This window comes from Collinsella sp. OM06-18AC (assembly GCF_003438785.1).
In the GTDB taxonomy this organism is placed as follows: domain Bacteria; phylum Actinomycetota; class Coriobacteriia; order Coriobacteriales; family Coriobacteriaceae; genus Collinsella.
Map to the genome: position 1 here is coordinate 400 of NZ_QSTX01000019.1, position 22,360 is coordinate 22,759.

At 57.7% G+C, this 22,360-nt stretch carries 18 protein-coding genes and 1 tRNA gene; 1 reads left to right on the forward strand and 18 read right to left on the reverse strand.

Annotated features, from left to right (window positions below; all coding sequences use genetic code 11):
• Positions 1 to 300: 300 nt before the first annotated feature.
• The 16 genes from rplT to recJ form a co-directional block, all read right to left on the reverse strand.
• Positions 301 to 660 (reverse strand): 50S ribosomal protein L20, encoded by a 360-nt coding sequence (gene rplT / locus DXB86_RS09475; RefSeq protein ID WP_006234421.1) that lies wholly within the window; start codon positions 658 to 660, stop codon positions 301 to 303.
• A 46-nt stretch (positions 661 to 706) separates the two neighbouring features.
• Positions 707 to 898, reverse strand: coding sequence for a 50S ribosomal protein L35 (gene rpmI, locus DXB86_RS09480; RefSeq protein WP_006234422.1), 192 nt, complete (start codon positions 896 to 898; stop codon positions 707 to 709).
• 32 nt (positions 899 to 930) lie between these two features.
• Positions 931 to 1,500, reverse strand: a complete 570-nt coding sequence (gene infC, locus DXB86_RS09485) for a translation initiation factor IF-3 (protein WP_089573296.1) — start codon at positions 1,498 to 1,500, stop codon at positions 931 to 933.
• 431 nt (positions 1,501 to 1,931) lie between these two features.
• Positions 1,932 to 2,018 (reverse strand) — tRNA-Leu (locus DXB86_RS09490).
• Positions 2,019 to 2,057: 39 nt separating this feature from the next.
• On the reverse strand, positions 2,058 to 3,491 hold the full coding sequence (locus DXB86_RS09495; RefSeq protein ID WP_117736933.1) for a transglutaminase-like domain-containing protein: 1,434 nt from the start codon (positions 3,489 to 3,491) through the stop codon (positions 2,058 to 2,060).
• 254 nt (positions 3,492 to 3,745) lie between these two features.
• A complete protein-coding gene (gene fba / locus DXB86_RS09500; protein ID WP_117736934.1) occupies positions 3,746 to 4,612 on the reverse strand; it encodes a class II fructose-1,6-bisphosphate aldolase in 867 nt (288 codons plus the stop codon).
• A gap of 187 nt (positions 4,613 to 4,799) precedes the next feature.
• Positions 4,800 to 5,720 (reverse strand): AEC family transporter, encoded by a 921-nt coding sequence (locus tag DXB86_RS09505; RefSeq protein ID WP_117655166.1) that lies wholly within the window; start codon positions 5,718 to 5,720, stop codon positions 4,800 to 4,802.
• On the reverse strand, positions 5,720 to 7,153 hold the full coding sequence (locus DXB86_RS09510; protein ID WP_117736935.1) for a glycoside hydrolase family 1 protein: 1,434 nt from the start codon (positions 7,151 to 7,153) through the stop codon (positions 5,720 to 5,722). Before DXB86_RS09510 ends, DXB86_RS09505 begins: the two co-directional genes overlap by 1 nt.
• Positions 7,154 to 7,219: 66 nt before the next feature.
• Entirely contained in the window at positions 7,220 to 8,683 is a 1,464-nt protein-coding gene (locus DXB86_RS09515; protein WP_117655168.1) for a glycoside hydrolase family 1 protein, read from the reverse strand.
• Between the two features lie 97 nt (positions 8,684 to 8,780).
• Positions 8,781 to 10,091, reverse strand: a complete 1,311-nt coding sequence (locus DXB86_RS09520; RefSeq protein ID WP_117655169.1) for a PTS sugar transporter subunit IIC — start codon at positions 10,089 to 10,091, stop codon at positions 8,781 to 8,783.
• Positions 10,092 to 10,187: 96 nt separating this feature from the next.
• Positions 10,188 to 10,496, reverse strand: coding sequence for a PTS sugar transporter subunit IIB (locus DXB86_RS09525; RefSeq protein WP_117655170.1), 309 nt, complete (start codon positions 10,494 to 10,496; stop codon positions 10,188 to 10,190).
• Positions 10,497 to 10,559: 63 nt separating this feature from the next.
• Complete coding sequence (locus tag DXB86_RS09530) at positions 10,560 to 10,880, reverse strand: PTS lactose/cellobiose transporter subunit IIA (protein ID WP_117655171.1); 321 nt, start codon at positions 10,878 to 10,880, stop codon at positions 10,560 to 10,562.
• 12 nt (positions 10,881 to 10,892) lie between these two features.
• A complete protein-coding gene (locus DXB86_RS09535; protein WP_117736936.1) occupies positions 10,893 to 12,821 on the reverse strand; it encodes a BglG family transcription antiterminator in 1,929 nt (642 codons plus the stop codon).
• 119 nt (positions 12,822 to 12,940) lie between these two features.
• Positions 12,941 to 13,621: an MBL fold metallo-hydrolase gene (locus DXB86_RS09540; RefSeq protein WP_117736937.1), complete on the reverse strand. Its 681-nt coding sequence runs from the start codon at positions 13,619 to 13,621 to the stop codon at positions 12,941 to 12,943.
• An 84-nt stretch (positions 13,622 to 13,705) separates the two neighbouring features.
• Entirely contained in the window at positions 13,706 to 16,066 is a 2,361-nt protein-coding gene (locus DXB86_RS09545) for a bifunctional (p)ppGpp synthetase/guanosine-3',5'-bis(diphosphate) 3'-pyrophosphohydrolase (RefSeq protein ID WP_117736938.1), read from the reverse strand.
• Between the two features lie 15 nt (positions 16,067 to 16,081).
• Positions 16,082 to 19,369, reverse strand: a complete 3,288-nt coding sequence (recJ, locus tag DXB86_RS09550; RefSeq protein WP_117736939.1) for a single-stranded-DNA-specific exonuclease RecJ — start codon at positions 19,367 to 19,369, stop codon at positions 16,082 to 16,084.
• Positions 19,370 to 19,645: 276 nt separating this feature from the next.
• Between recJ and DXB86_RS09555 the strand changes: the two genes are divergently transcribed.
• Positions 19,646 to 20,644, forward strand: coding sequence for a bile acid:sodium symporter family protein (locus tag DXB86_RS09555; RefSeq protein ID WP_089573301.1), 999 nt, complete (start codon positions 19,646 to 19,648; stop codon positions 20,642 to 20,644).
• Between the two features lie 30 nt (positions 20,645 to 20,674).
• Here DXB86_RS09555 and DXB86_RS09560 read toward each other — a convergent pair whose 3' ends face one another.
• Positions 20,675 to 21,472, reverse strand: a complete 798-nt coding sequence (locus DXB86_RS09560) for a DUF4931 domain-containing protein (RefSeq protein ID WP_117736940.1) — start codon at positions 21,470 to 21,472, stop codon at positions 20,675 to 20,677.
• 3 nt (positions 21,473 to 21,475) lie between these two features.
• Positions 21,476 to 22,153: a copper homeostasis protein CutC gene (locus DXB86_RS09565; RefSeq protein ID WP_117736941.1), complete on the reverse strand. Its 678-nt coding sequence runs from the start codon at positions 22,151 to 22,153 to the stop codon at positions 21,476 to 21,478.
• Positions 22,154 to 22,360 lie beyond the last annotated feature (207 nt).

The following is a 22,360-nucleotide window of genomic DNA, read 5'->3' on the forward strand; positions in this document are numbered from 1 at the left end:
ATCCGGTCCGACCGGGCCGCGCGGCAAGGAGATATATTGCCAGACCGCGAAGCCCTGTGGGTCGTCAATTCCACTCTTCACAAGTCCTACACAACATATCGCTTTCTATAGCTAATAGAAAGACTGGTGCGGATCTTCCGCACGTATCAGATGATGACCCTTTGGTTTAGGAATATATAGAGATCGGTCACCTGTAAGTGTCTATCTACCCGCGCTTTTAGCAATGTAAACCGCGCTTCAGATAAAAAGAGGGAGCGCCGCGCACAACGCGACACTCCCCTAGCGATTCAAGAGAATCTATTAGGCCTCGAGAGCCTTCTTGGCGATGGTAGCCAGCTCGTTGAAGGACTCGATGTCCTCGTAAGCCATCTGAGCCAGGACCTTGCGGTCGAGCTCGATGCCGGCAACCTTCAGGCCGTGCATGAACTGAGAGTAAGAGATGTCGTTCAGGCGAGCAGCAGCGTTGATACGGGTGATCCAGAGAGAACGGATCTCGCGCTTCTTGTTGCGGCGATCACGATACTGATACTGCAGGGAGTGCTGGACCTGCTCTTTAGCATGCTTGTAAGTACGCGAAGCGGCACCGTAGTAACCCTTCGCACGGTGCATAACGGTACGGCGCTTCTTCTTGGCGGCAACAGCGCGCTTAATACGTGCCATGTTCTATCAACTCCTAGACGGTAAAACGAAAAACGGGAACGCGAACTTAGGCGAGACGCGACTTGATGACCTTGCGGTCGGCAGCGGCGATCTCGGTCTCCTGACGGAAGCCACGCTTACGCTTGGTGGACTTCTTGCTCAGGATGTGGCTCTTGAAAGCCTTGGCGCGCATAAGCTTGCCGGTACCAGTCTTGCGGAAACGCTTCTTGGTGCCGCTGTGGGACTTCATCTTAGGCATGAAATACTCCTTAATCGGTTACAGAACACTAGTTACTTGCTATCGCTTGCCGCTTTATCCTCATCGAAGGCGCCCTTAATCGGGGCGAGCAGCATAAGCATGTTACGGCCTTCCATCTTAGGCTTGGACTCGACCGTAGCGTAAGGCTTGAGATCCTCGGCGAGACGCTCGAGAACGTTAAGGCCCTGCTCCGGGTGAGCCATCTCACGGCCGCGGAACATGATGGTGATCTTAACGCGTGCGCCCTTCTTGAGGAAACGCAGAACGTGGCCCTTCTTGGTCTCGTAGTCGCCAACGTCGATCTTGGGTCGGAACTTCATTTCCTTGACCTCGACCTTGGACTGGTTCTTACGAGCAGCCTTGGCCTTCATGGCCTGCTGGTACTTGAACTTACCGTAGTCCATGACCTTGCAGACCGGCGGCTCCGCGTTGGGAGCGATCTCGACCAGGTCGAGACCCTGATCGTCGGCGACGCGCTGGGCATCGCGGATGGCGAACAGGCCGAGCTGAGAGCCATCGACGCCAATCAAACGACACGAAGATGCAGTGATCTCGTCGTTGATGCGGGTGTCATCAGACTTAGCTATTTTCCCTACCTCCATTCATAAAAAAATAACCCGGCGCTTCTCAGCAACCAGGTCGTACACATAGACTTCCTCGATTTGAGGAAGGGAATCTAAGTTGTATGACCAGTCAGCTGCTCATTGGCGCCAAAAGGTGGGAACCCTCAGGTTCCTCTTTAGGGCATTGCGGGAACAACGCCTTGCGAATAATAACACGTACAGCGCGTTATCACATTACGTACACGAAAAAGGGACCTTGACCCCCTTGAACACTCGCTTGCATGAATGGTGCCCGAGGCGAGACTCGAAGGGCCTTCGCTTCGCGAAGCCCCGGGCTTCGGGCGCGTGGCGCCCTCGCCACGCTCCGCTACAAACAGGCCACAGGCCTGTTTGCTTAACACTTCGCGCGCTCACGCGAGTTCGGCACGAAAAAGGGGACCGCAACCCCCTTGAACGCTCACTTGCATGTATGGTGCCCGAGGCGAGACTCGAACTCGCACGTTGTTGCCAACGGTGGATTTTGAGTCCACTGCGTCTGCCAATTCCGCCACTCGGGCACGCAATGCGTGAGTTAGTTTATCACAGCTTTCTACCGATTAGTCCGAAAATGGAACTTCGAGCATTTCGATGAGTTCGACCGTGCGGAGCATCTCGCGCCGACGGCATCCGCGACCGTCGACCGAAGCCTCACCCATCTGGTTATCGTAAGGGTCCTCGCGCATGCCGTCGAAAGAAGGCTCAAACTCTGCCTGGAATCGATTGTTGGCCACCATACGCCACGGGTCGAGATTGCCAAAGTAGTGACGGCGGCGCCACTCCTCCCCCATCCTGCGAGCAGAAGATCCAAATGACACGTCGGCGTTGAGCCAACCGGTCTGCGGCGTATAGAACTCTGCCCAGTCGTGCGACCCCACCGAATCGGGCGCAACATACAGGCCGCTCTGCCAACGGGCAGGCACGCCCGCGATACGGCACATGGTGATAAACGTGAGCGCCATAACGCCGCAATCGCCGCGGAGCGAATGCGCGCAGTCATCGGCAATAGATCCCAAAAGCAAGTACGGCGGCTGATAGCGATAGTCGATATGCTGCGTCAGGTAATCATAGATAGCACGGGCGCGATCGAGCGGATCCTCGAGTCCGTCAACAACACCGGCCGTCAGCTGCAGCAGATACGGCGTGAATGCAATGTGCGGACGGTCCTCGGAAATATCCTCGGGCAGAGGCGCGTCCATACGCGGATGAACCGGAAGTGTGCCACCGTAGACATCACAATAAGCAGCATCGATGTGATAACGATAGGTCACCGAGAATGAGCGTTCACTCGAAGAAGACCACGAGGCGGTACGTGCCGAAGCGTTCGCGGGAGCAACAGCACCCTCCGGCGTCATGTCGAGAATCTCGACCCGAGACTGCTGGCGGCAGGTGGCGGCAACGGGAAGCCAAGCGCGAACGGTCTCCCCCTCTAGAGCGCCGGGGACAGACACAGACGCTTTAAGCGTAATGACGCGAGCCAATCCGTTTTGCGACTCCATCTCCTTGAGCATCTCGTTGCGCAGTGCAATTCCGTCCGTAGGATCGGGACGCATGCCGGGGACCTCTTTGGGATATACGCGAAGCGAATCGAGGAAGTTGTCGAGAACGAACAGCTCGCCATCGATAAAGCGCCAGTCAATACGCTTACGGTCAATCAGATCGTCAAACTGCTCCTCGGTAAACTCAGGCCACTCCTCGCGAATCATCGCAATGGCCCGATCACGCGACACCGAAAAATGAAGCGGCGTCTCGAGCATGCGATACCGCTCTGCACGAACACAAGCAGCCAGCGAAGGCTCAGGGTTCTGCTCCAAAAGGCGATCGCAGGCAGCAACAGCCTGCGTCAAATACCCGGCATCCTTAAGACGAAGAATCTCGGGTGGCAGTCCAATATCGAGATGGCGAAAATCATCACAGCGAACATCAGCAGAGCAGCCAACAGGACCCTCGTCAATAACCTTCCCATCCGAAGGCAGCACATTAATAACAGCCATACCAAACTCCAAGTCATTAGAACCCATGAAGCACATTGTAGCGAGATAAAAAGAAAGCCCCAACAAGGGAGCCATCAACACCGCCGAGCGGAGTCTAAAAATGAATTCAGCCCAGTAACCCTGCAGCGAGTTAACAAAGGAGGCCCCGTTTCCCCGGAGCTGATTCCGTCGCGCGACTTCTGGCGAAGCCAGGTGAGCGCGAGGGAAACAGCGTAGGGGAAACGGGGCCTCCGGCGGGAAAGTTAAACCGCTACTTACGCCTTGTTGACGGAGCCAAACTCCTCCATGAGCTCCTTGGTGCGGGCAACGATGTTGTCGCGACCAGGCTTGAGGAGCTTGCGGGGGTCAAAGCCCTTGCCCTGCTGATCCTTGCCAGCCTCGATGTACTCGCGAACGCCCTTGGCGAAGACGAGCTGCAGGTCGGTGTTGACGTTGATCTTGGAGATACCCAGGGAAATGGCCTTCTTGATCTGATCCTCGGGGATGCCGGTGCCACCGTGCAGAACGAGGGGCAGGTCGCCGGTCTCGGCCTTGATCTCGCCCAGACGCTCGAAGGAAAGGCCAGCCCAGTCGGCGGGATACACGCCGTGGATGTTGCCGATACCGCAGGCGAGGAAGTCGACGCCCAGGTCAGCAATCTGCTTGCACTCAGCGGGGTCAGCGAGCTCGCCGTTGGAGGTCACGCCGTCCTCGGTGCCGCCGATACCGCCGACCTCGGCCTCGATGGACATGCCCTTGGAGTGGGCAAGCTCAACGAGCTCCTTGGTGCGGTCGAGGTTAAGCTGGAAGGTCTCCTCGTGAGAGCCGTCATACATGATGGACGTGAAGCCGGCCTCGATGCACTTGAAGCAGTCCTCGTAAGAACCGTGATCGAGGTGAAGGGCGACGGGAACGGTAACGCCCGTGGCCTCGACGGCAGCCTTAACCATGTCGGCGCAGACCTTGAAACCGCCCATCCACTTAGCGGCACCAGCGGTGCACTGAAGGATCAGCGGAGACTTGGCCTCCTCGGCGGCCTGGAGAATAGCCAGGGTCCACTCGAGGTTGTTGGTGTTGAAGGCACCGAGAGCGTACTTGCCGGCCTCGGCCTTCTTGAGCATGTCTGCTGCGTTGACGAGCATAAAAGAAACCTCCTGTAAGGTTGCTCCGATAACGCCTGAGATTTTACCACGGCATACCCAAGATAAACGTTCGTTTGTTCACGAATATGGGTACTTTAGCGATTTTTTATACCGCCTGCCGCCTCAGAACGGCCGTTGACGAGTTTGGGGGGTTGACGTTATTGTCAACCCCCCAAATACCAACCAGCTATACGATCACCAAAGACGCGAGCTCAAGCATGATGGGCATGGCGACGAGCGACAGAATCGTGGACAGCGTCACCAAACCGATTCCAAACTTATAGTTGCCGCCGTATTTCTCGGACAAGATGGCCGCGAACGATGCGACAGGTGCACCGAGAGCGATAAGCATCGTGAGGCGAACCTTGGCATCAATCCACGGGAAGAGCGCCAATATGCCAACAACGATCGCCGGGATGATGACGAGTCTCACCAAGCTAACGAGATAGGCCTTTTTGCTCGTAACGACAGCGCGCATATCGCTCTGCGCCAAATAGGCACCAAGCACAAGCATCACAAGGCCCGTATTGAGCGCACCCAGGTCATCGAGAATCGTCGCCATCAACGCGGGCGGATGGATTGAAAAGAAAAAGCAAACAAGACCAATCAAGATCATGATGAGATTGGGGTTAGTAATGCAGTTCTTAAAGGACATCTGGCTCTTATCACCCGAAACCAACCATACGCCATACGTCCAAATGAAAAACGTGAGGCATGAGACTCCGATGGAGAGGTAGAAGACGTACTCGGACCCGAACACGCCCATAACAATGGGAACCCCGATAAAGCCGCTGTTGGAGAAGATGGCACCGTAACGGGCGACACCATCCTCCTTTTTAAAAAACAGACGCGTGAGCGGAATCGAAATTAGTGTGACCACAACGGTAAGCACAAAGCAAAATCCCGCGTCGCGGATCATGTTGGGTTCGAAGTCGACCATAAGGGTTCTCAGCGTAATGCAGGGATACGCCACATAGATGACCACATTGGCCATCTGGCTCGTGCCCTTGCGGTCGATAATCTTCATGCGGTAGAGAAAATAGCCGATCGCCATCAGGATAAACATGATGACGATCTGACTGATAAGCGCGGCAACCGCTCCTCCCATTACAGCTCCTCGCCGTTGGTCTCAATAACCTTCTTGTACCAGTAGAAGCTCTTTTTACGCGAGCGCTCCATAGTACCGGTGCCGTCATCGTGCTTATCGACATAAACAAACCCGTAGCGCTTGGCCATCTCTCCATCGGCATTGCTCACCAGGTCGATGCAGCCCCAAGGCGTGTAGCCCCAGACCTCAACACCATCCTTGATGGCCTCGGCCATGGCCTTGATGTGATCGCGCAAGTACTCGATACGATAGTCGTCGTCGATGGATCCATCCGGATTGACCTCGTCGCAGCAGCCGAGGCCGTTCTCAACCACCATAATGGGAATTTGATAGCGCTCGTACACCTGGTTGAGCATGATACGCAGACCCATAGGGTCGATTGGCCACTCCCATGCAGTCTCCTTGAGGTAAGGATTCTTGGCGCCCCCGAGAAGGTTACCGCTCGTCTCCTCGGCAGGGTCAGTGCTTGCGCACTGGCTCTGATAGTAGCTGTGCGTATAGAAATCGACCGTACCCTCTTTGAGAATCTTACGGTCCTCGTCGGTGATATCGAGCGTCACGCCCTCCTCGTCCCAGATGCGCTGGGCAAAGTAGGGGTACTCGCCGCGCACTTGGACATCTGAACAGTAGTAGTTGCGATACTGGTTACGCTCGCGGGCAAGCTCGACGTCCGCAGGATTGGGCGTGAGCGGATAGGCCAGCATGTAGGCAATCATACAACCCATCTTGTTGTCGGGGTCGATCTCGTGCCCCGCCTTGACCGCAAGAGCACTTGCGACAAACTGATGGTGCAGCGCCTGCAAACGCTTCTGCGGGTCATCTTTCTGATGGCGAAGGTCAAAGGAGCCCGGATTCAGAATGCCGAGACTCATGTAGTTGCCAAGGGACATCATGCCGCAATTGATCTCGTTGAACGTGAGCCAGTAGCGACACTTGCCCTTGAAATGCTCCATGACGGTCTTGGCATACTTCACGTAGCAGTCAATAGCCTCGCGCGAAGCCCAGCCATCGACTTTCTGGCACATGGCAAAAGGCATCTCGTAATGACTCAGCGTCACGAGCGGTTCGATGCCGTACTTATGGCACTCGTCCATCACGCAATCGTAAAACGCAAGGCCAGCCGCGTTGGGCTCATCTTCGAATCCCGTTGGGAAGACGCGAGGCCAGTTCATCGAGAAACGAAAGACCTTGAATCCCATCTCGGCGAGCAAGGCGATGTCCTCTTTGTAGTGATGGTAGAAATCGACACCATCGTGACAGGGATAGAGCTTGTTGGGGTCGAGCTCGGGCGTGATCTCGCGCGGGTGGTGATGGTTGCCGTTAGTGGCCATATCCATGCAACTCGGACCCTTGCCGTCTACGTCCCAGGCTCCCTCGAACTGATTGGCAGCAGTCGCGCCGCCCCAAAGAAAGTCTTTTGGAAAAACACCCATGGTCGTCCTCTTTTCTATAGGAAACGGGCCGTCATCGCGACGGCCCTCACACTTGTTGAATGAAAGCTAGTCGAGGTCAGCACCGTTGGTGGCGATAACCTTCTGGTACCAATCGAAGCTCTTCTTCTTAGAGCGTGCATAGGTACCGTTGCCCTCATTGTCGAGGTCAACATAGATAAAGCCGTACCGTTTGTCCATTTCGCACGTCGACATCGAGACCAGGTCGATGCACCCCCACGGGGTATAGCCCATCACGTCGACACCTTCCTCGATAGCAGCGCCGATGGCCTTAATGTGCTCACGGAAGTAGTCGATGCGATAGTCATCGTCAATCGTGCCGTCTTCGTTGACCTTATCGTAGGCGCCAAGACCGTTCTCGACGATAAAGAGCGGCTTATGGTAGCGGTCCTGCATATCGATCAACGCGTAGGTGAGGCCATCGGGGTCGACCTGCCAACCCCAGTCAGAAATGGGCAGGAAGGGGTTCTTGACGCCGGTAGCAAGGTTTCCTCCGACTTTCTCGCGCTTGTCCGCATCAATGGAGTCAACCATCGACATGTAATAAGAAAACGAGACGAAGTCGACCGGATACTGCTTGAGAATGGCCTCGTCACCCATGCCGAACTCGACGTGGATGCCCTTGCGCTTCCAATAGTTGAGCACATGCTGCGGATACTCGCCAAGTACCTGGACATCGCTATAGAAGTAGTTATCGCGGTTGTCCTTCTGCGCAAGCAGCATGTTTTTGGGATTGCAGTTCTCGGGATAGGTGAGGGTGCGCGTGACCATGCAGCCCATCTGAGCACCGGGAACCATCTCGTGCAGCATCTTGGTGGCAAGGGCGCTCGCCACAAACTGATTGTGCACGCACTGGTAGATAAGCTCCTCGCGCTTATCCTCGGGATAACGCTCGGTGCAAACGCCGATCGTGGTCCAGGGGTGGCGGAACACAGAGTCGATCTCATTGAATGTGAGCCAATAGGTAACGTACTTTCCAAACTCGCGGAAGCAGACTTCGCAGAAGCGCAAGAAGAAGTCGATGACTTCGCGCTTGCCCCAACCATCGTAGTGGTTTGCCAAATAGAGCGGCATCTCGTAGTGGTGAAGCGTCACAAGTGGCTCAATGCCCGCATCCTTCATGGTGCGGAACAGGTCGCGGTAGTAGTCGATGCCGGCCTGGAGCGGCTCTTCCTCTGTACCCGTGGGGAACAGGCGAGTCCACTGGATGGATACGCGCAGCGTCTTGAAGCCCATCTCCTGGAAAAGCGCAATGTCCTCCTTGTAGCGATGAAAGAAGTCGATGCCGTGACGCTTGGGGTACACGTGGATATCGGTCGAAGCCTCGGCCTCCTTGATCTGTTCGTCAGTGATGCCGTGAAGGGCCGCGTAGTCCTTTTTGTCGACCTTGGGCTTATAGGTGGTGCAGTCGGCGACCGAAAGGCCCTTGCCATCCACATCCCAAGCACCCTCGCACTGGTTGGCGGCAGTGGCACCGCCCCACAAAAAGCCTTCGGGGAACACGTAGCTCATAGTTATCTCCTTAGCTAAAAAGAGGGGCACGGCGCTCCCGTGCACCGCGCCCCTCGAAGTTACAGGCATATTATCGGACAGCCGATAGGTGTAGCCATTAGGCCTGAGCAGCCTCTTCCTGCTCCTTCTTGGCCAGCTTGCTGTTGGCGAGGACGAAGGGGATCCAGATAAGGACGCCCACGACGAGCTCGACGACCTGGACCACAACACCCTGCCAGCCATGGCCAACAAAGGCATTAAGCAGGATGGGCACACCAAAGGGCACGTCAACGGTGTTGCAGGGAAGGAAGCCGATAGAGGTGGCGAACATGGCGATGGCGACGCAGATACCGGAACCAAAGGCAAACGGAATCGCGTAGATCGGGTTCAAGACCAGAGGGATACCGAAGACGACGGGCTCGGAGATGCCGCAGATGCCAGGCAGGAAACCGAGCTTGGCGATAGCCTTTTCCTCATCGCGCTTGGAGCACAGGAAAATAGCGATGATGAGGCAGAGGGTCATACCGGCGCCACCGGGAGCAACGAAGCAGTTCCAAAAACCCATGGTGAACGGAGAATCGGGCATGGTGCCAGCGGCAAGGGCGGCGGTGTTGGCGGCGATTGCAGCATTGAACATGGGGTTGCGCACCGGGGAAACAATGAGACCGCCATGGATACCGAGAACCCAGAAGAGCTGGGACACGACAACGATGATGACAACGCCAGCCGGAGTCTTGAAGGCCGCCTCGAGCGGAGCCTGCATAAGGCCGTAGATCCAATCGTTGATATAGGAGCCGGTAAGGGCCTGGAAGCCAAGGCCGAAGATAGCGCTCACGACGAGGACAATAAAGACCGGGATCATAACGTTGAAGGACTGGGAGATACCAGAGGGAACCGAAGGAGGCATCTTGATCTTGATCTGGTCGATCTTAGAGAGCCAGCAGAAAAGCGAACCGAACACAACGGCCGTGATCATGCCGACAAAAAGACCCTGAGCGCCCATCTGAGTGGTAAGAAGACCAGACACCGGAGCCTCGAGAGCCGTGCCGGCACCGTCGACCTTGATGGAGGTGCAAATCATGGAGATGTAGGCCGCCACGGAGACGAGCGCCGTCGGATACTCCGGAGCCTTCTTGGCACGGGCCAGGTAAAGGCCAATCAGGAAGGTGATGGGCACCGTCATGAAGGACATGGTGCAGTAGTTGATAGCGGAAAATGCCGGCTCAAGCCCCGCGAGCGCGGGCACCCATTGTGCAAGCCCCGTCGTGGTGGAAGAGACCAACGTCTTGAGCAGCGTGCCCATAGAACCCACGATAACGAAGGGCATAAACGCGGTAAAGGCATCCTTAATTGCGGAGAGATATACGTTGTCGCCTACTTTTTCTGCGACAACCATCATCACATCTTCGAATTTCTCGGAGAAAGCCATATGATGTACCTGCTTTCGAAAGTTAATGACGTGCTTTCGGATGTAGACCGCTGTCGAGTGCTAGTCGCACAGCGGCGATTTTGGGCTATTGAGCCCTTATGCCTTGGCGACCAGGTCCTCCGCCTGCTTGAGGACCTTGGCGCCATCGCAGCTGCCGTAGGCAACCGGATCGATTACGGCAACGGGAGCTTTGCCGTCAACGACTTTGGTGAGCTTGCGCTGAAGATGGCGGACCTGCGGGCCAAGCAGCAAAACGTCAAAGTTTCCGAGTTCCTCGGCAACCTGGCCTTGCTCGACGGCCCAAATCTTGTAATCATCCTTGCCCTGGGCCTTAGCGGCCTCCTCCATCTTGCTCACAACGAGCGAGGTGCTCATACCAGCACAGCAAGCCAACATGATGTTCATAACGGACTCCTTTCAAAAGCGCTCATCTTGGGCGCCCGATTGACCAAACTCGGTATTTTAGGGCTACTTGCCCTCGTACTTATCGCGATAAAGCTCGATAAAGCGCTCGGCAAAATCACTCGCCATGATGGCCATCGTCAGATGGTCTTCGGCATGGATCAAGATGATGTTGATATCGACGGTATTGCCGTTCGCTTCAGCCTGAGTGAGCTCGAACTGCATCTTGTGGGCAGCGCTCATCTCGGACTGCGCCTCGGCGAGCTGTTTCTCGGCCTCTTCGAAATCGCCATCATGGGCGGCGTCGATTGCCATGAGCGCGGCGGACTTGGCGTTGCCCGCATGCAGGATGATTTGAAGGGCATTTTCATATTTGCTCTCGTCCATCGGTGTCTCCTTCTACTCGTTGTTGTCTGTTTTTCCATACATATTCAAAAGCTTGACGACGGTCTCCCATCGTTGGTTGTCGACAAGCTCCTGGATAGCCTCTTTGCTGGTAAGCATCTTGGCCATACTGCGGTAGAAACGGTCAAGCTTCTTGTCCTTAGCCTTTGAGACTGATACTAGAAAGACCGCCCGCACCGCTTGCCCGTTCCATTCGACCGGCTCGCGCAGCAGTCCAACGCAAACAAACGTCTCGTCCGTCACGGCCTTGACCGAATGGGGCATGGCGACCTGATTGCCAAAACTCGTCTGCGCGAGTTCCTCGCGACGCATGACCAGCTGCTTAAACTCGTCAGACACGTTACGCATGGCGGCGACCTGCTCGCATAGAATTGAGATGACCTCGTTCTTGTCTGCAGCGACCATATCGGAGACAAAAAGGTCAGCCGAAAAATAAGGTGCAAGGTCACCGGTAACATTTGCACCGGCAAGAATCTCACGAACATCGTGCATATCATCGGCATCGAGAAAGAAGCTCACCTCGCGCACGGGCACCGGAAGCGCTCGATGCAGGGGCACCGTGGTAAAAACGTAATCGATACCCGTCATATCAATACTGTCGACATGGGAGGCATCGCAGGTCACAATCTTGTCCACGAGAGCACCGAACTCTTGGCGGTATCGGTACTCAAGGAGCTTGGCGCTTCCCTGTCCGCTCGCGCACACTACGAGGATATTCTTACGCGGGACCTCGCTCTTCTGGCGCTCAAGCGCCAAGGCGAAGGCGAGTGCGATATAGCCGATCTCGTCATCCGAAAGACGACTACCGTAGTGCTCGGCAAGGATGACCGACGAATCGAGTGCCATCGAATACGCGAGCGCGAATCTCTCCTTGATATCGGCAAGCAGCGGATTATCGATATGCATGCGATATTTGAGACGCACGGCAAGCGGAACGATATGACGCGCGAGGTTCATGCGGAGCTCAAGATCGCCGCGAAAATCAAAGTGATAGGAATCCCAGATGCACTCGAGCATCTCAGTGACCACATCCCAAACCTCGTCGGAAATTACGAGACCTTCATCTGCACCGTCGGAACTAGCATACAGAGATTGCTTTCCCGCAAGGTGAATGGCGATGTAGGCAACCTCCTCCTCTGGGAGCCGAATGTCGAAAGCTTTCTCGATACGCAAAGCCACACAACCGGCCACCGCAAACTCGCGCGCTGTACGCAGCTTCTCAATATGTTCGGCTTCGAGCGGGACGTAGCACTGCTCGCGGATTCGCCAAATGGCGACCGCGATATGAACCAGCAAGTTTTGATAGGCCGCTGAGTTGATTTGGAAGCCTTCCTCGGCAATGACCTCATTCACACAGGTGGCAATCGTGTCGAGGGTCACCTGGTTCTGAGAATCGCTCTCACGATGCTCTGCAAGCTTGTCGAGCGTAATGCTTGCCAAGCAGAGGCGACGCGACATCTCCGAGCCGCTCACGCGAATCCCGTAATGAGGACGCCGTTCAAGCTTGAGATCGAACTTGGCCAGCTGTGCCTCAACCCGCTTGAGATCGCCTGAAATAGCATTGCGGGATACATAGAGGATCTCCGAAAGATCGTCCAGGGTGATCCAGTCGACGCGACTCAACAGGTCGTTCAGCAAGTACTCAACGCGTCCCTCGCTCGTAGAGGGAATTGACTTGAGACCCCCATTGGATGCATCGTCCTTGATCGAGCGGTATGCGTCGCAATCGCTGATATTGAGGGTATAACCCCCGCCACGGTGTTTATGGATATGGGCCTGAGGCTCGAGGACAGCGTTGAGCTTCTTGACATAAGTACGAATCGTGCGATCGCTCACGCCAAACTCTTCGCAAAGACGAGCGGGCGAAACATCGTGATTAGCCTCTATGTAGTCAAGTACTTTTTGAACCTGTGAATCTAACACCAGCGTTTCACCTCCCCGTATCTATCCGACAATTAGAAAGATACAAGGTTTATGAAAGGTGTTCCACAATCTCGATTTCCCCAGAAGTCGGAAGTCTCTTGGGTGGAAACGGAAACTGTCTAGCGCATGAACGGGTTGCACATGAGTTCACGCGCCATAGTGGTCGAGGGACCGTGGCCAGTCAAACAAACGGTATCGGGTGGAAGCATGTGGGCGAGCTTGGAGAGCGAGCGCAGAATCGCTGCCTCGTCGCCACCGGCAAGATCGGTGCGGCCGTGGCTGTCCGGGAATAGGGTGTCGCCCACAAAGGCAATGTTCCCCTGCTCGGTGGCGGCGAACAAGACGATCCCGCCCGGCGTATGCCCGGGCACCTCAATTACCTGCAGGCAAATGTCGCCCAGCTCAATGGTGTCGCCCTCGGCAAGCAGCCGCGTCGGCTCACCTGGATCGGGCGTCTCGATGCCCCACATCGCTCGCTGCTCCTCGATATTCGCATGCGGCACTGCTGCGTCCTTGCCACACAGCCCGTACAGGGCGTCGGCGCCAACGGCGGCCCGAACTCCAGCGACACCGCCAACATGGTCGGCGTGACCGTGCGTGCAAATGGCGCCGAGCACCTGCACATCGGGATGCTCGGCTCGAATATGTTCCACCAAACGCTCGCCTTCCCATGCGGGGTCGATAATCACGCACTCATTGTCCGAAATAACAGCATAGCTATTGGTCTGAATGGGACCGTTTACGAGCGTCTCAATCTCGACCGATCCCTTGGGAGTTAAATCCAAGGACACAGCACTCATGTCCCTCTCCTCTCTATAGAACTCGAGGCATCAAACGATGCCTCGAGCGTAGCGAATATCGATAATGTGGCACGTTCGTCGCGACTAAACGCGGCGCTTAAGCTGGGCTCCACCCTCACCGGGCATCAGGCGGCGCGCGTCGTAGACCGAGTCAACGCTGCTGATGGAGGCCAGCAGCGGATCCAGACCACTCGCGTCCGAGATCTCGACCATAAAGCGCAGGGTCGCAATACCCTCGCGGTTGGTCGACGTGGCGGCAGAAAGGATATTGCCGCCCGCATCGCCAATGGCAATGGTGACATCCTTGAGAAGGCCCATGCGGTCCAGGCACTCGACCACGATCTCGACCTGGAAGAGGGTGTCGGCAGCGCCGTCCCACTCCACGTCGATCATGCGCTCGGGATGCTCCATAAGACCCTTGACGTTGGGACAGTTGGCGCGATGCACCGAAACGCCACGACCGCGCGTGATGAAGCCGACGATGTCGTCGCCCGTCACGGGGTTGCAGCAATGAGCCAGACGGACCAGTAGGCCGCTGTTGCTCTCGCCCTTGACGATAATGCCGTTACTGGCGCTCTTGCCGCGCTTTTGCGGCTTGCGGTTGGAGCCGCGAGCAGGCTGCTTCACGACCTCGGCGATAGCCTCGGCCTTGGTGAGCTTTTCCTCGGGCTTGGGGTCCAAGATTTGCTCGACCTTATTGCCCACAGCGCGCGGGGCAACCTTGCCGGCGCCGACGGCGGCAAACAGGTCCTCGAGCTGCTTGAAGTTAAACTGCTCCGCCACGGCGTTGAGCGCACGCGTCGAACGCGGCGTAGAAATGCCATACCCGCGCTTACGCAGGTCCTTGGCCAGCATATCGCGACCAGCAGCAGCGTCGTCGTCCTTGGTCGCAGCGGCAAAATAGCGGCGGATCTTTGACTTGGCGGAAGGTGTCTTAACGATCTTGAGCCAATCGCGCGACGGCTTGGAACTCTTGTTGGTCAGGATTTCAACGCGATCGCCCGTCTTGATCTCGTGCGTGAGCGGGGCCACCGCACCGTTGATCTTAGCGCCGACGCAGTGGTTGCCCACCTCGGTGTGAACGGCATAGGCAAAGTCGAGCGGCGTGGAGCCGGCACGAAGCGCCATGACCTCGCCCTTGGGCGTAAAGACGAAGATCTCCTGATCGAACAGATCGACCTTCAGCGAATGCAGGTATTCCTTGGCGTCGGTGATCTCATCAGACGCAGCCCAATCGAGCGAATGTTTGAGCCAGTTAATCTGGTCGTCCAGACGCTGGGCATCATTGGTCTTAGACGCAGACGATCCGCCCGACTTCTTATAGAGCCAGTGGGCGGCAATACCGTACTCGGCCTGCTCGTGCATCTCGTAGGTACGAATCTGAATCTCGAGCGGACGAGCCGTGGGGCCGATAACCGTCGTGTGGAGCGACTGGTAGTTATTGACCTTGGGCATGGCGATATAGTCTTTAAAGCGCCCGGGCATGGGGTGCCACAGCGTATGCACCGCACCGAGCGTGGAGTAGCAATCGCGCACCGAATGCGTGATGACGCGCAGTGCCACCAGGTCGTAGATCTCGGAGAATTCCTTGCCCTTGCGCTTCATCTTTTGGTAGATGGACCAATAGTGCTTGGAACGGCCGTTGATCTGGAAGTCCTCTAGACCAATGCGGTTGAGCTCATCGGTAAGCGTCTTGATGGTCTCGGCAAGGTAGCGCTCGCGGACCTCGCGCGACTCAGCCACCATGCGCGCGATGCGCTGGTAGGCATCGGGCTCCAGGTAGAAGAAGGACAGGTCCTCGAGTTCCCACTTAATAGAGCTCATGCCCAGGCGGTCGGCCAAGGGCGCGTACACGTCCATGGTCTCGCGCGCCTTAAACAGGCGACGATCCTCGCGCAGGGCTGCCAGCGTTCGCATGTTGTGCAGACGGTCGGCAAGCTTAACGATGATGACGCGGATGTCCTTGGACATGGCGAGGAACATCTTGCGCAGCGTGAGGGCCTGTTTCTCGTCCATGCTGTCGACTTCGATGTTGGTGAGCTTGGTCACGCCATCGACGAGCTCGGCCACCGTATCGCCAAACAGGCCGGAAACATCAGCAAGCGAGGTCTCGGTATCCTCGACGGTATCGTGCAGCAGCGCGGCGCACACCACATCGCAGTCCATCTTGAGATCGGCCAAAATGATGGCCACCTCGACGGGATGGTTGATGTACATCTCACCCGAGCGGCGCTTTTGGTTGCAGTGCTTCTCGGCAGCAAAGCAATAGGCCTGCTCCACCTTAGAAAAGTCGTCCTCATTCATATATTTGAGGCACAGGCGCTCCAGCTTGTCGTAGCTGTCCGCCATAATCTCGGGCGGCAGCTCATCGGCATGCTTATAGTGCTCCATCTCCGAGAACGGCTGGAGGGTGGAATCATGGGCGGTACGGGCTGCGGCATCCATCGAGGTCCCCTTCCCCTAGGCCCGCGGTACGATCGGGCGGTTAACTTTGGCTAGCATATCAGAAGCGCACGAATCGAGCGCCCAACTCCGGAAAGCCGAGAACTCCATGCGCGAACGCAACCCCTCCAAATAGCGAATTGACCTGCTCAATTGCACACGGCCGGGGTTTTCGGCCATCGCGATGCGACGGGTGTCGTCAAACCCCGAAACGCGACAGAAACCAAGCTCTTCGAAGATTCCCAGGCCACTCTCCACCGAGCGCTCGTCGACCGGCGTGCGAGCATCGATGGCAAGGCACATCTGCGCGATGTCGATATCGCTCGCGCTAAAGGAATCATCCCCGGTCTTACCGCGGTTGGAGCGCCACATGGTCTGCAGCGCACGATAGAGTGTGACGAGTTCGTCGCGCTCGGGTGCGTAGCAGTCGAGCAGGCGCTCGTTGATGCGGGCGTCGCGCGACGAATAGAGCAGGTGGATCACGGCGGGCTGTCCGTCACGACCGGCACGCCCGCTCATCTGGTTGAACTCAATGGCGCCAAACGGCATGTGGTACAGCACGACATGGCGGATATCGGGCAGATTGACACCCTCGCCAAAGGCGGAGGTCGAAACGATGCAGCTGAGGCTTCCGTCTCGGAATGCTTCCTCCACGCGGCGGCGATCGGAGCGCGCAAGCCCCGCGTTATAGAACGCGATATGGGTTGCGCAATCGGGCACACGCTTGCGCAACGTCTTGGCGAGCGCCACAGACTGGTCGCGCGAATTGACGTAAATGACGGTCTTCTCCCCCGTCGCCACGATCGACACCAAACGGTTCTCGCGGCTCGCAAGGTCGCGGTCGTCCTCGAGCTGCAGGTTCTCGCGCACCGTCTCGTCGACCACCGTGCGAGTAATCGGCAGCATGCGGGCAAGCTCGGCCACGACCGGAGCCGTCGCGGTGGCCGTCGCAGCCATAACAACCGGGTCGCCCAGGGCTTTGAGGATATCGGGCATGTCGAGATGGGCGCTGCGGTCGCCGCCCTTGGCAAGGCCGGCGTGGTGCGCCTCATCGATAACGACAAAGCCGATGCGGCCCGAACGCGCGAAGCGGTCACGGTGGATAGATAGGAACTCGGGCGTCGTGAGCACGATACCGGTGCGGCCCGAAGCTAGGCCGGCGAACACATCATCGCGTGCGGCCTCCACGGTCTCGCCGGTCAGCACGCCAACGCCAATGCCAAGCGCTGCCATCGTCGACGAGAGGTGATAGGCCTGGTCGGCAACAAGCGCGCGCAGCGGATAGACAAAGATGCTCGCACGTCCGCGAAGGACAGCCTCGCGCGCAGCATGTACATGGAAGATGAGAGACTTGCCGCGGCCCGTTCCCATAACGGCCAAGACGCTCTGGTGGTCGGCCAAGGCATCGAGCGCCTCAACCTGCGCGCGGTGCGGCTGGTTCGATCCGATAAAGCTATGGATAAGCGAGCGCGTGAGCTCGGTATAGGAAAGCTGGGCGAGCGTCTCGCGCTTACGCGACTCCAGGCGCAGGCCGGAATCCGCCGGCTGCACGCCACGACGAAGCTCGCATGCCGGATCATCGACACTGGGCAGCGTGGTATCGCGAACCAGAACATCCTTGATCATGAGCTTGGGCTTCACACGCCCCTGCCAATGCTCGGCAACGGCCTCGAACACCAAGTCGACAGCGCTATCGCAGTTGATGAGCTTATCGATTTGCGGCACGCGGAACATAATGGCCGGCACACTCGCGGCGCCATCGGTCGCCACAAAGCGCATGTGCTCGCCGGTTTTGCCCACCACGGCGCGGTCGCACATCGTCACGCCCTCGGCAGCCAGCAGCGGCACCTTGTTGCCCTGGCCAAACGGCTCAAGACGGGAGATCTGCTCGATGGTCTCGATATTCAGCTCGGAAAGGTCGACGGTGGCGGCGACCTCGTCGGTGTCTTCAAAGTCCTCGGCGGAAAGCTCCGATAGCACGGCGGAAAGGCGGCGGCGGAACTCATCGAGCTTGGATGCCTCGATGGTCACACCCACCGCACCGGCATGTCCGCCGCGACGAATCAGCAGGTCGGAACAACGCTCGACGGCGTCAAACAGGTTAACTTTGCCCACCGAGCGACCAGAGCCGCGCGCGATACCGTCCTCGATCGAGAACAGCAGCGCCGGCACGTGATAGCGATTGGTCAAGCGGCTCGCCACGATGCCTTTGACGCCCTCGTGCCAGCCCTCGCCGCCCACGACGATTGCGCGCCCGCCGTCATAAGTCTCCTCGACCTTCGCCATGGCATCGCGCGTGAGCTCCGCCTCGATCTCACGGCGTTGGCGATTGATTTCCTCGAGCTCGGCTGCCAGTGCACTTGCTTCGATAGGATCACGGGCAAGCAGCAGGTCGAGCGCCAGCTTGGGATCAGCCATGCGGCCGGCAGCATTCAGACGAGGGATGAGCGAAAACGACAGGCCGTCGGCCGTAATGGTAGAAAGGTCGGCCTTGGCAAGTGCGGCAAGCGCGATATAGCCGGGACGGGCCGTCACGCGCATCTGCTGGATGCCCTCGGCGACCAGTGCGCGATTCTCGGGCGTGAGCGGCATCATGTCGGACACGGTGCCCAGCGCCGCGACCTCGATCAGCGAACGCCAATACGACGGCTTGCCCAAACGCTCGCCCAGGACCTGCACCAGCTTGAGTGCCACGCCGGCACCGGCAAGCTCGCGCGAGGGGCCCTCGTCCTCGAGCTTGGGGTCGGTCAGGGGCACGCCCTGCGGCACCTGGTCGGAGGGCTCGTGATGGTCCGTGACCACCAAATCGATCCCCAGGCTCTCCAGATAGGAGACTTCTTCCTTGGCGGCAATACCGTTATCGACGGTCACGATCAGCTGAGGGCGAGCGAGCTCGTTAACGCGGTCGAGCGCCGCGCGCGAAAGACCGTAGCCCTCGTCAAAGCGATGCGGAATAAACGGCGTGACATCGGCGCCAAACGTGCGTAGTGCCTCGGTCAACAGACAGGTCGACGTAATACCGTCAACGTCAAAATCGCCAAAGACCGCAATGTGCTCGTGGTTGCAAATAGCACGCTCGACGCGGTCGGCAACGACCGACATGCCCGGGATAATGAGTGGGTCGGCCCAGTCGCGATCGAGCGAAGGCGTCAAAAACAGCTGACCTTCTTCGATGGATGTAATGCCGTGCGCGACCATAATACGCGCCACCAGCCCGGGAATGCCCAGGCCAGCCGAAAGCTCCTTTTCGAGCTCGGGGTTTTGCTGAGCGACCGCCCAGCGATGCGTCGTCTTAAGCGATGACATAGGCGCCCACCCCCGATAGGGGCAGGTCGCCGCGATACCTCTCACGGTTCATAGCGATGAGTCCTCTGTGTATGCCCGCTTCGGCAGGCAGATCTGTTGAACGGATTTATTATACCGTGCAGAGCAGACGCAAATCGCCGCAGCACGCCGCGGTTTCGGTAAACGATGCCGGTAATAGCCTCGAAATATTCGAGCGTTTCTGACGCACGGACGCATGCGAGCGTCTAGCATATCCATTCAAAACGGGTTCACGGGCAAAGGGAGTCACAAGCGCATATGAAGCAATGGGTTGGACTGGGCAAGTTTCTCGCGGGGCACATGCAGGTCATCGTTCCGATTTGCGTGGCACTCGGCGTGCTCTTTCCCCAACAGATTGGCGTACTCAAGCCCATCGTTCCCACCTTGTTTGCCTTTATGACGTTTCAGGGTGCGCTCAGCAACACCTTTCACCAGGTAACCGAGGTGTTCCGCCGTCCGTTGCACCTAGTCTTGGCGCTGCTCGTCTCGGCGGTGCTTATTCCCATCGCGGCGTATGCCATGGGGTCACTCTTCTTTGGCTCCAACCCCAACCTTGTCTGCGGCATTGTGCTCGAATACAGCGTGCCCGTGGCCGTCACCGCTTTTATGTGGATCAGCATGTTCGGCGGCAACGGCCCGCTCGCGCTCACCATCATCCTGACGTCCTCGGTTATCTCACCTGTGACGATTCCGCTTACGCTCAAGCTCCTGCTGGGCGCCACCGTCTCGATCGACGTGCCGAGCATGATGCAGAACATGGCCTTTATGATCGCCATCCCCGCTGTGCTCGGTATTGCCATCAATGAACTCACGCGCGGCTGGGGCCACGAGAAACTCTCTCCCGTGCTCTCGCCCGCCTGCAAGTTCATGATGATGGGCGTCATCGCGTCCAACTCCACCGCTATGAGCGAGTACGTGCTGCACATAAACGCGGTGCGCCTGGAAGTCGCCCTCTTTATTTTGGTCTTCGCCATCAGCGGCTTTGTCGTCGGTTTTCTGGTCGCACGTGCGCTGCATCTGCCATATAGCGAGACGACTACCATGTGCTTTACCTGCGGCATGCGCAACATCTCTTCGGGTGCCGTCATCGCCACGCAGTACTTTCCGGGCGAGGTCGTGTTCCCCGTCATGTGCGGCACGCTGTTTCAGCAGGTGCTGGCCTCGATTATCGGGCATCTCTTTGAGTGCCTAACCTGCGAGGAGCGCACCAAACAGCGCAAGCGGGTCGAAGCCGGCCGCGACGCCATGGCGCGCTAGGCTGTCCGCATTACGCGGGTGTTAGTCTTGCTATACGAGCGTTTCCAGATGCGCACGCAGACGCTCAGCATCGATATCGAGCGTCGTCTCGGCATTGACTTGGGCCAAACGATAGCCGACAAAGTAGGGCGAAACCACCCAACGCGGCAGCGCCTTGGCAATGGTCCGACCGCCCAGGTGATAGAAGAACAAGTTGTACGACTCTGCGCGACCACCGTGGTGCTCGTTTAGGATATAGCGCAGAGCTACCTGGATCGCATCGGCAAAGAGGTCCGCCTCGGCTTGGTCTCGTGCGTCATCGCTGGCGGCGATTCCCTGCGGGGCTGAAACGTTGATCTCAAAGAACCCCATGATCGGTTCGGCTGAGATATTGACCGAGATTCTCCCCTGTTGCCAGACATTGATGCCTTCGAAATTGGCGGAAGCCAGCGAAGCATAGCCGTCTTCCTGCTCCAAACCCACAATCTGCATGTGCGGATGGACCAGACTGCCGCCCGAAAGTGGGCCCTTGTTCTTGTACATGAGAACGCTGCGATACTGTCGGGAGTCAATCATCCGCTGCCAGCAATCCAGGGCAAACCGCATAACATGATGCAGCTCGTCCGGCGCATAGGTCACCAGGTCGGCGTCGTGGTCGGACGACTCAATCAATACGGTCTGGCGAGTGGCCCGCAAGGTCTTAAACTTATTCTCGAGCCAGATGCAGCCACCGTCGCGCCGGATGATATTGGCGAGTTCCTCGGTATCGCAAAAGGGGCACGCGGTGCCGGGACGACGGTTGTCGTCGGGCTTACCGTTCGCCTGCTGAACGTCAAATACCAGCGCCACGGGTTATACCTCCAGCGGCACGATCTTGGTGCCATGGAGTTCGGAGACGCCCAGTGCCGCCGCCACGGTATCGCGATTGGCCGTGGAAATGCCGCCACCGGGAAGAATGGTCAGGCGGTCGCCCGCATACTCGACAAGACGCGACAGGTGCTCCAGGTTGTCCTCGATCGGCGTTCCGGCAGCACCACCATGCGTCAGGATGCGCGTGATGCCGCAGTCGGCGAGTGTGTCAATGGCATCGAGCTGAGCCTCGAGCGAGAGCTGGTCAAAGGCCATGTGAAAGGTGATATCGATGGCCCCGCGCTTGCACTCCTCGGTCGCGCAGCCCGTAGCCATCACGAGGGCGCCGAGGGTGAGCTCGTCGAGCGCCCAGCCGCCGGCACAGGGCTTGCAGCAGCCAAAGACCAGGCCGTCAACGCCGGCGCTCACGGCAAGACCCAAGTCCATCTCCATCATGCGCAGCTCGTCCTGGTTGTAGTGAAAGTCACCGCCACGCGGGCGAATCATGCACATCACTCGCGCGTCATGCTCGTGAGCATAGCTGACCGTAGTGCTGATAACGCCGGCCGAGGGCGTGGTACCACCGACGGCAAGGTTGTCGCACAACTCGATGCGCTTAGCACCGGCATCGATAGCCGCCGGCACACGCTCAAAGTTCTCGGCACAAAACTCGTACAGCATAGATAGCCCCCAGGAGACATTTCGATTTTCACACGGCATTGTCGCACGTTAAATAGCAACCCGCACGATGGAACAAAACCTTGACAAGGAGTGTCCCAAAGTGCCGGCACATAAGGAACGTCCCCAGGTGCCACCTTGAGCGATGGGTACTCATTTAAGTACGTCCATTACAGTCGAAATTGTCAGCCCGGGACCGTCTCGGGCTAC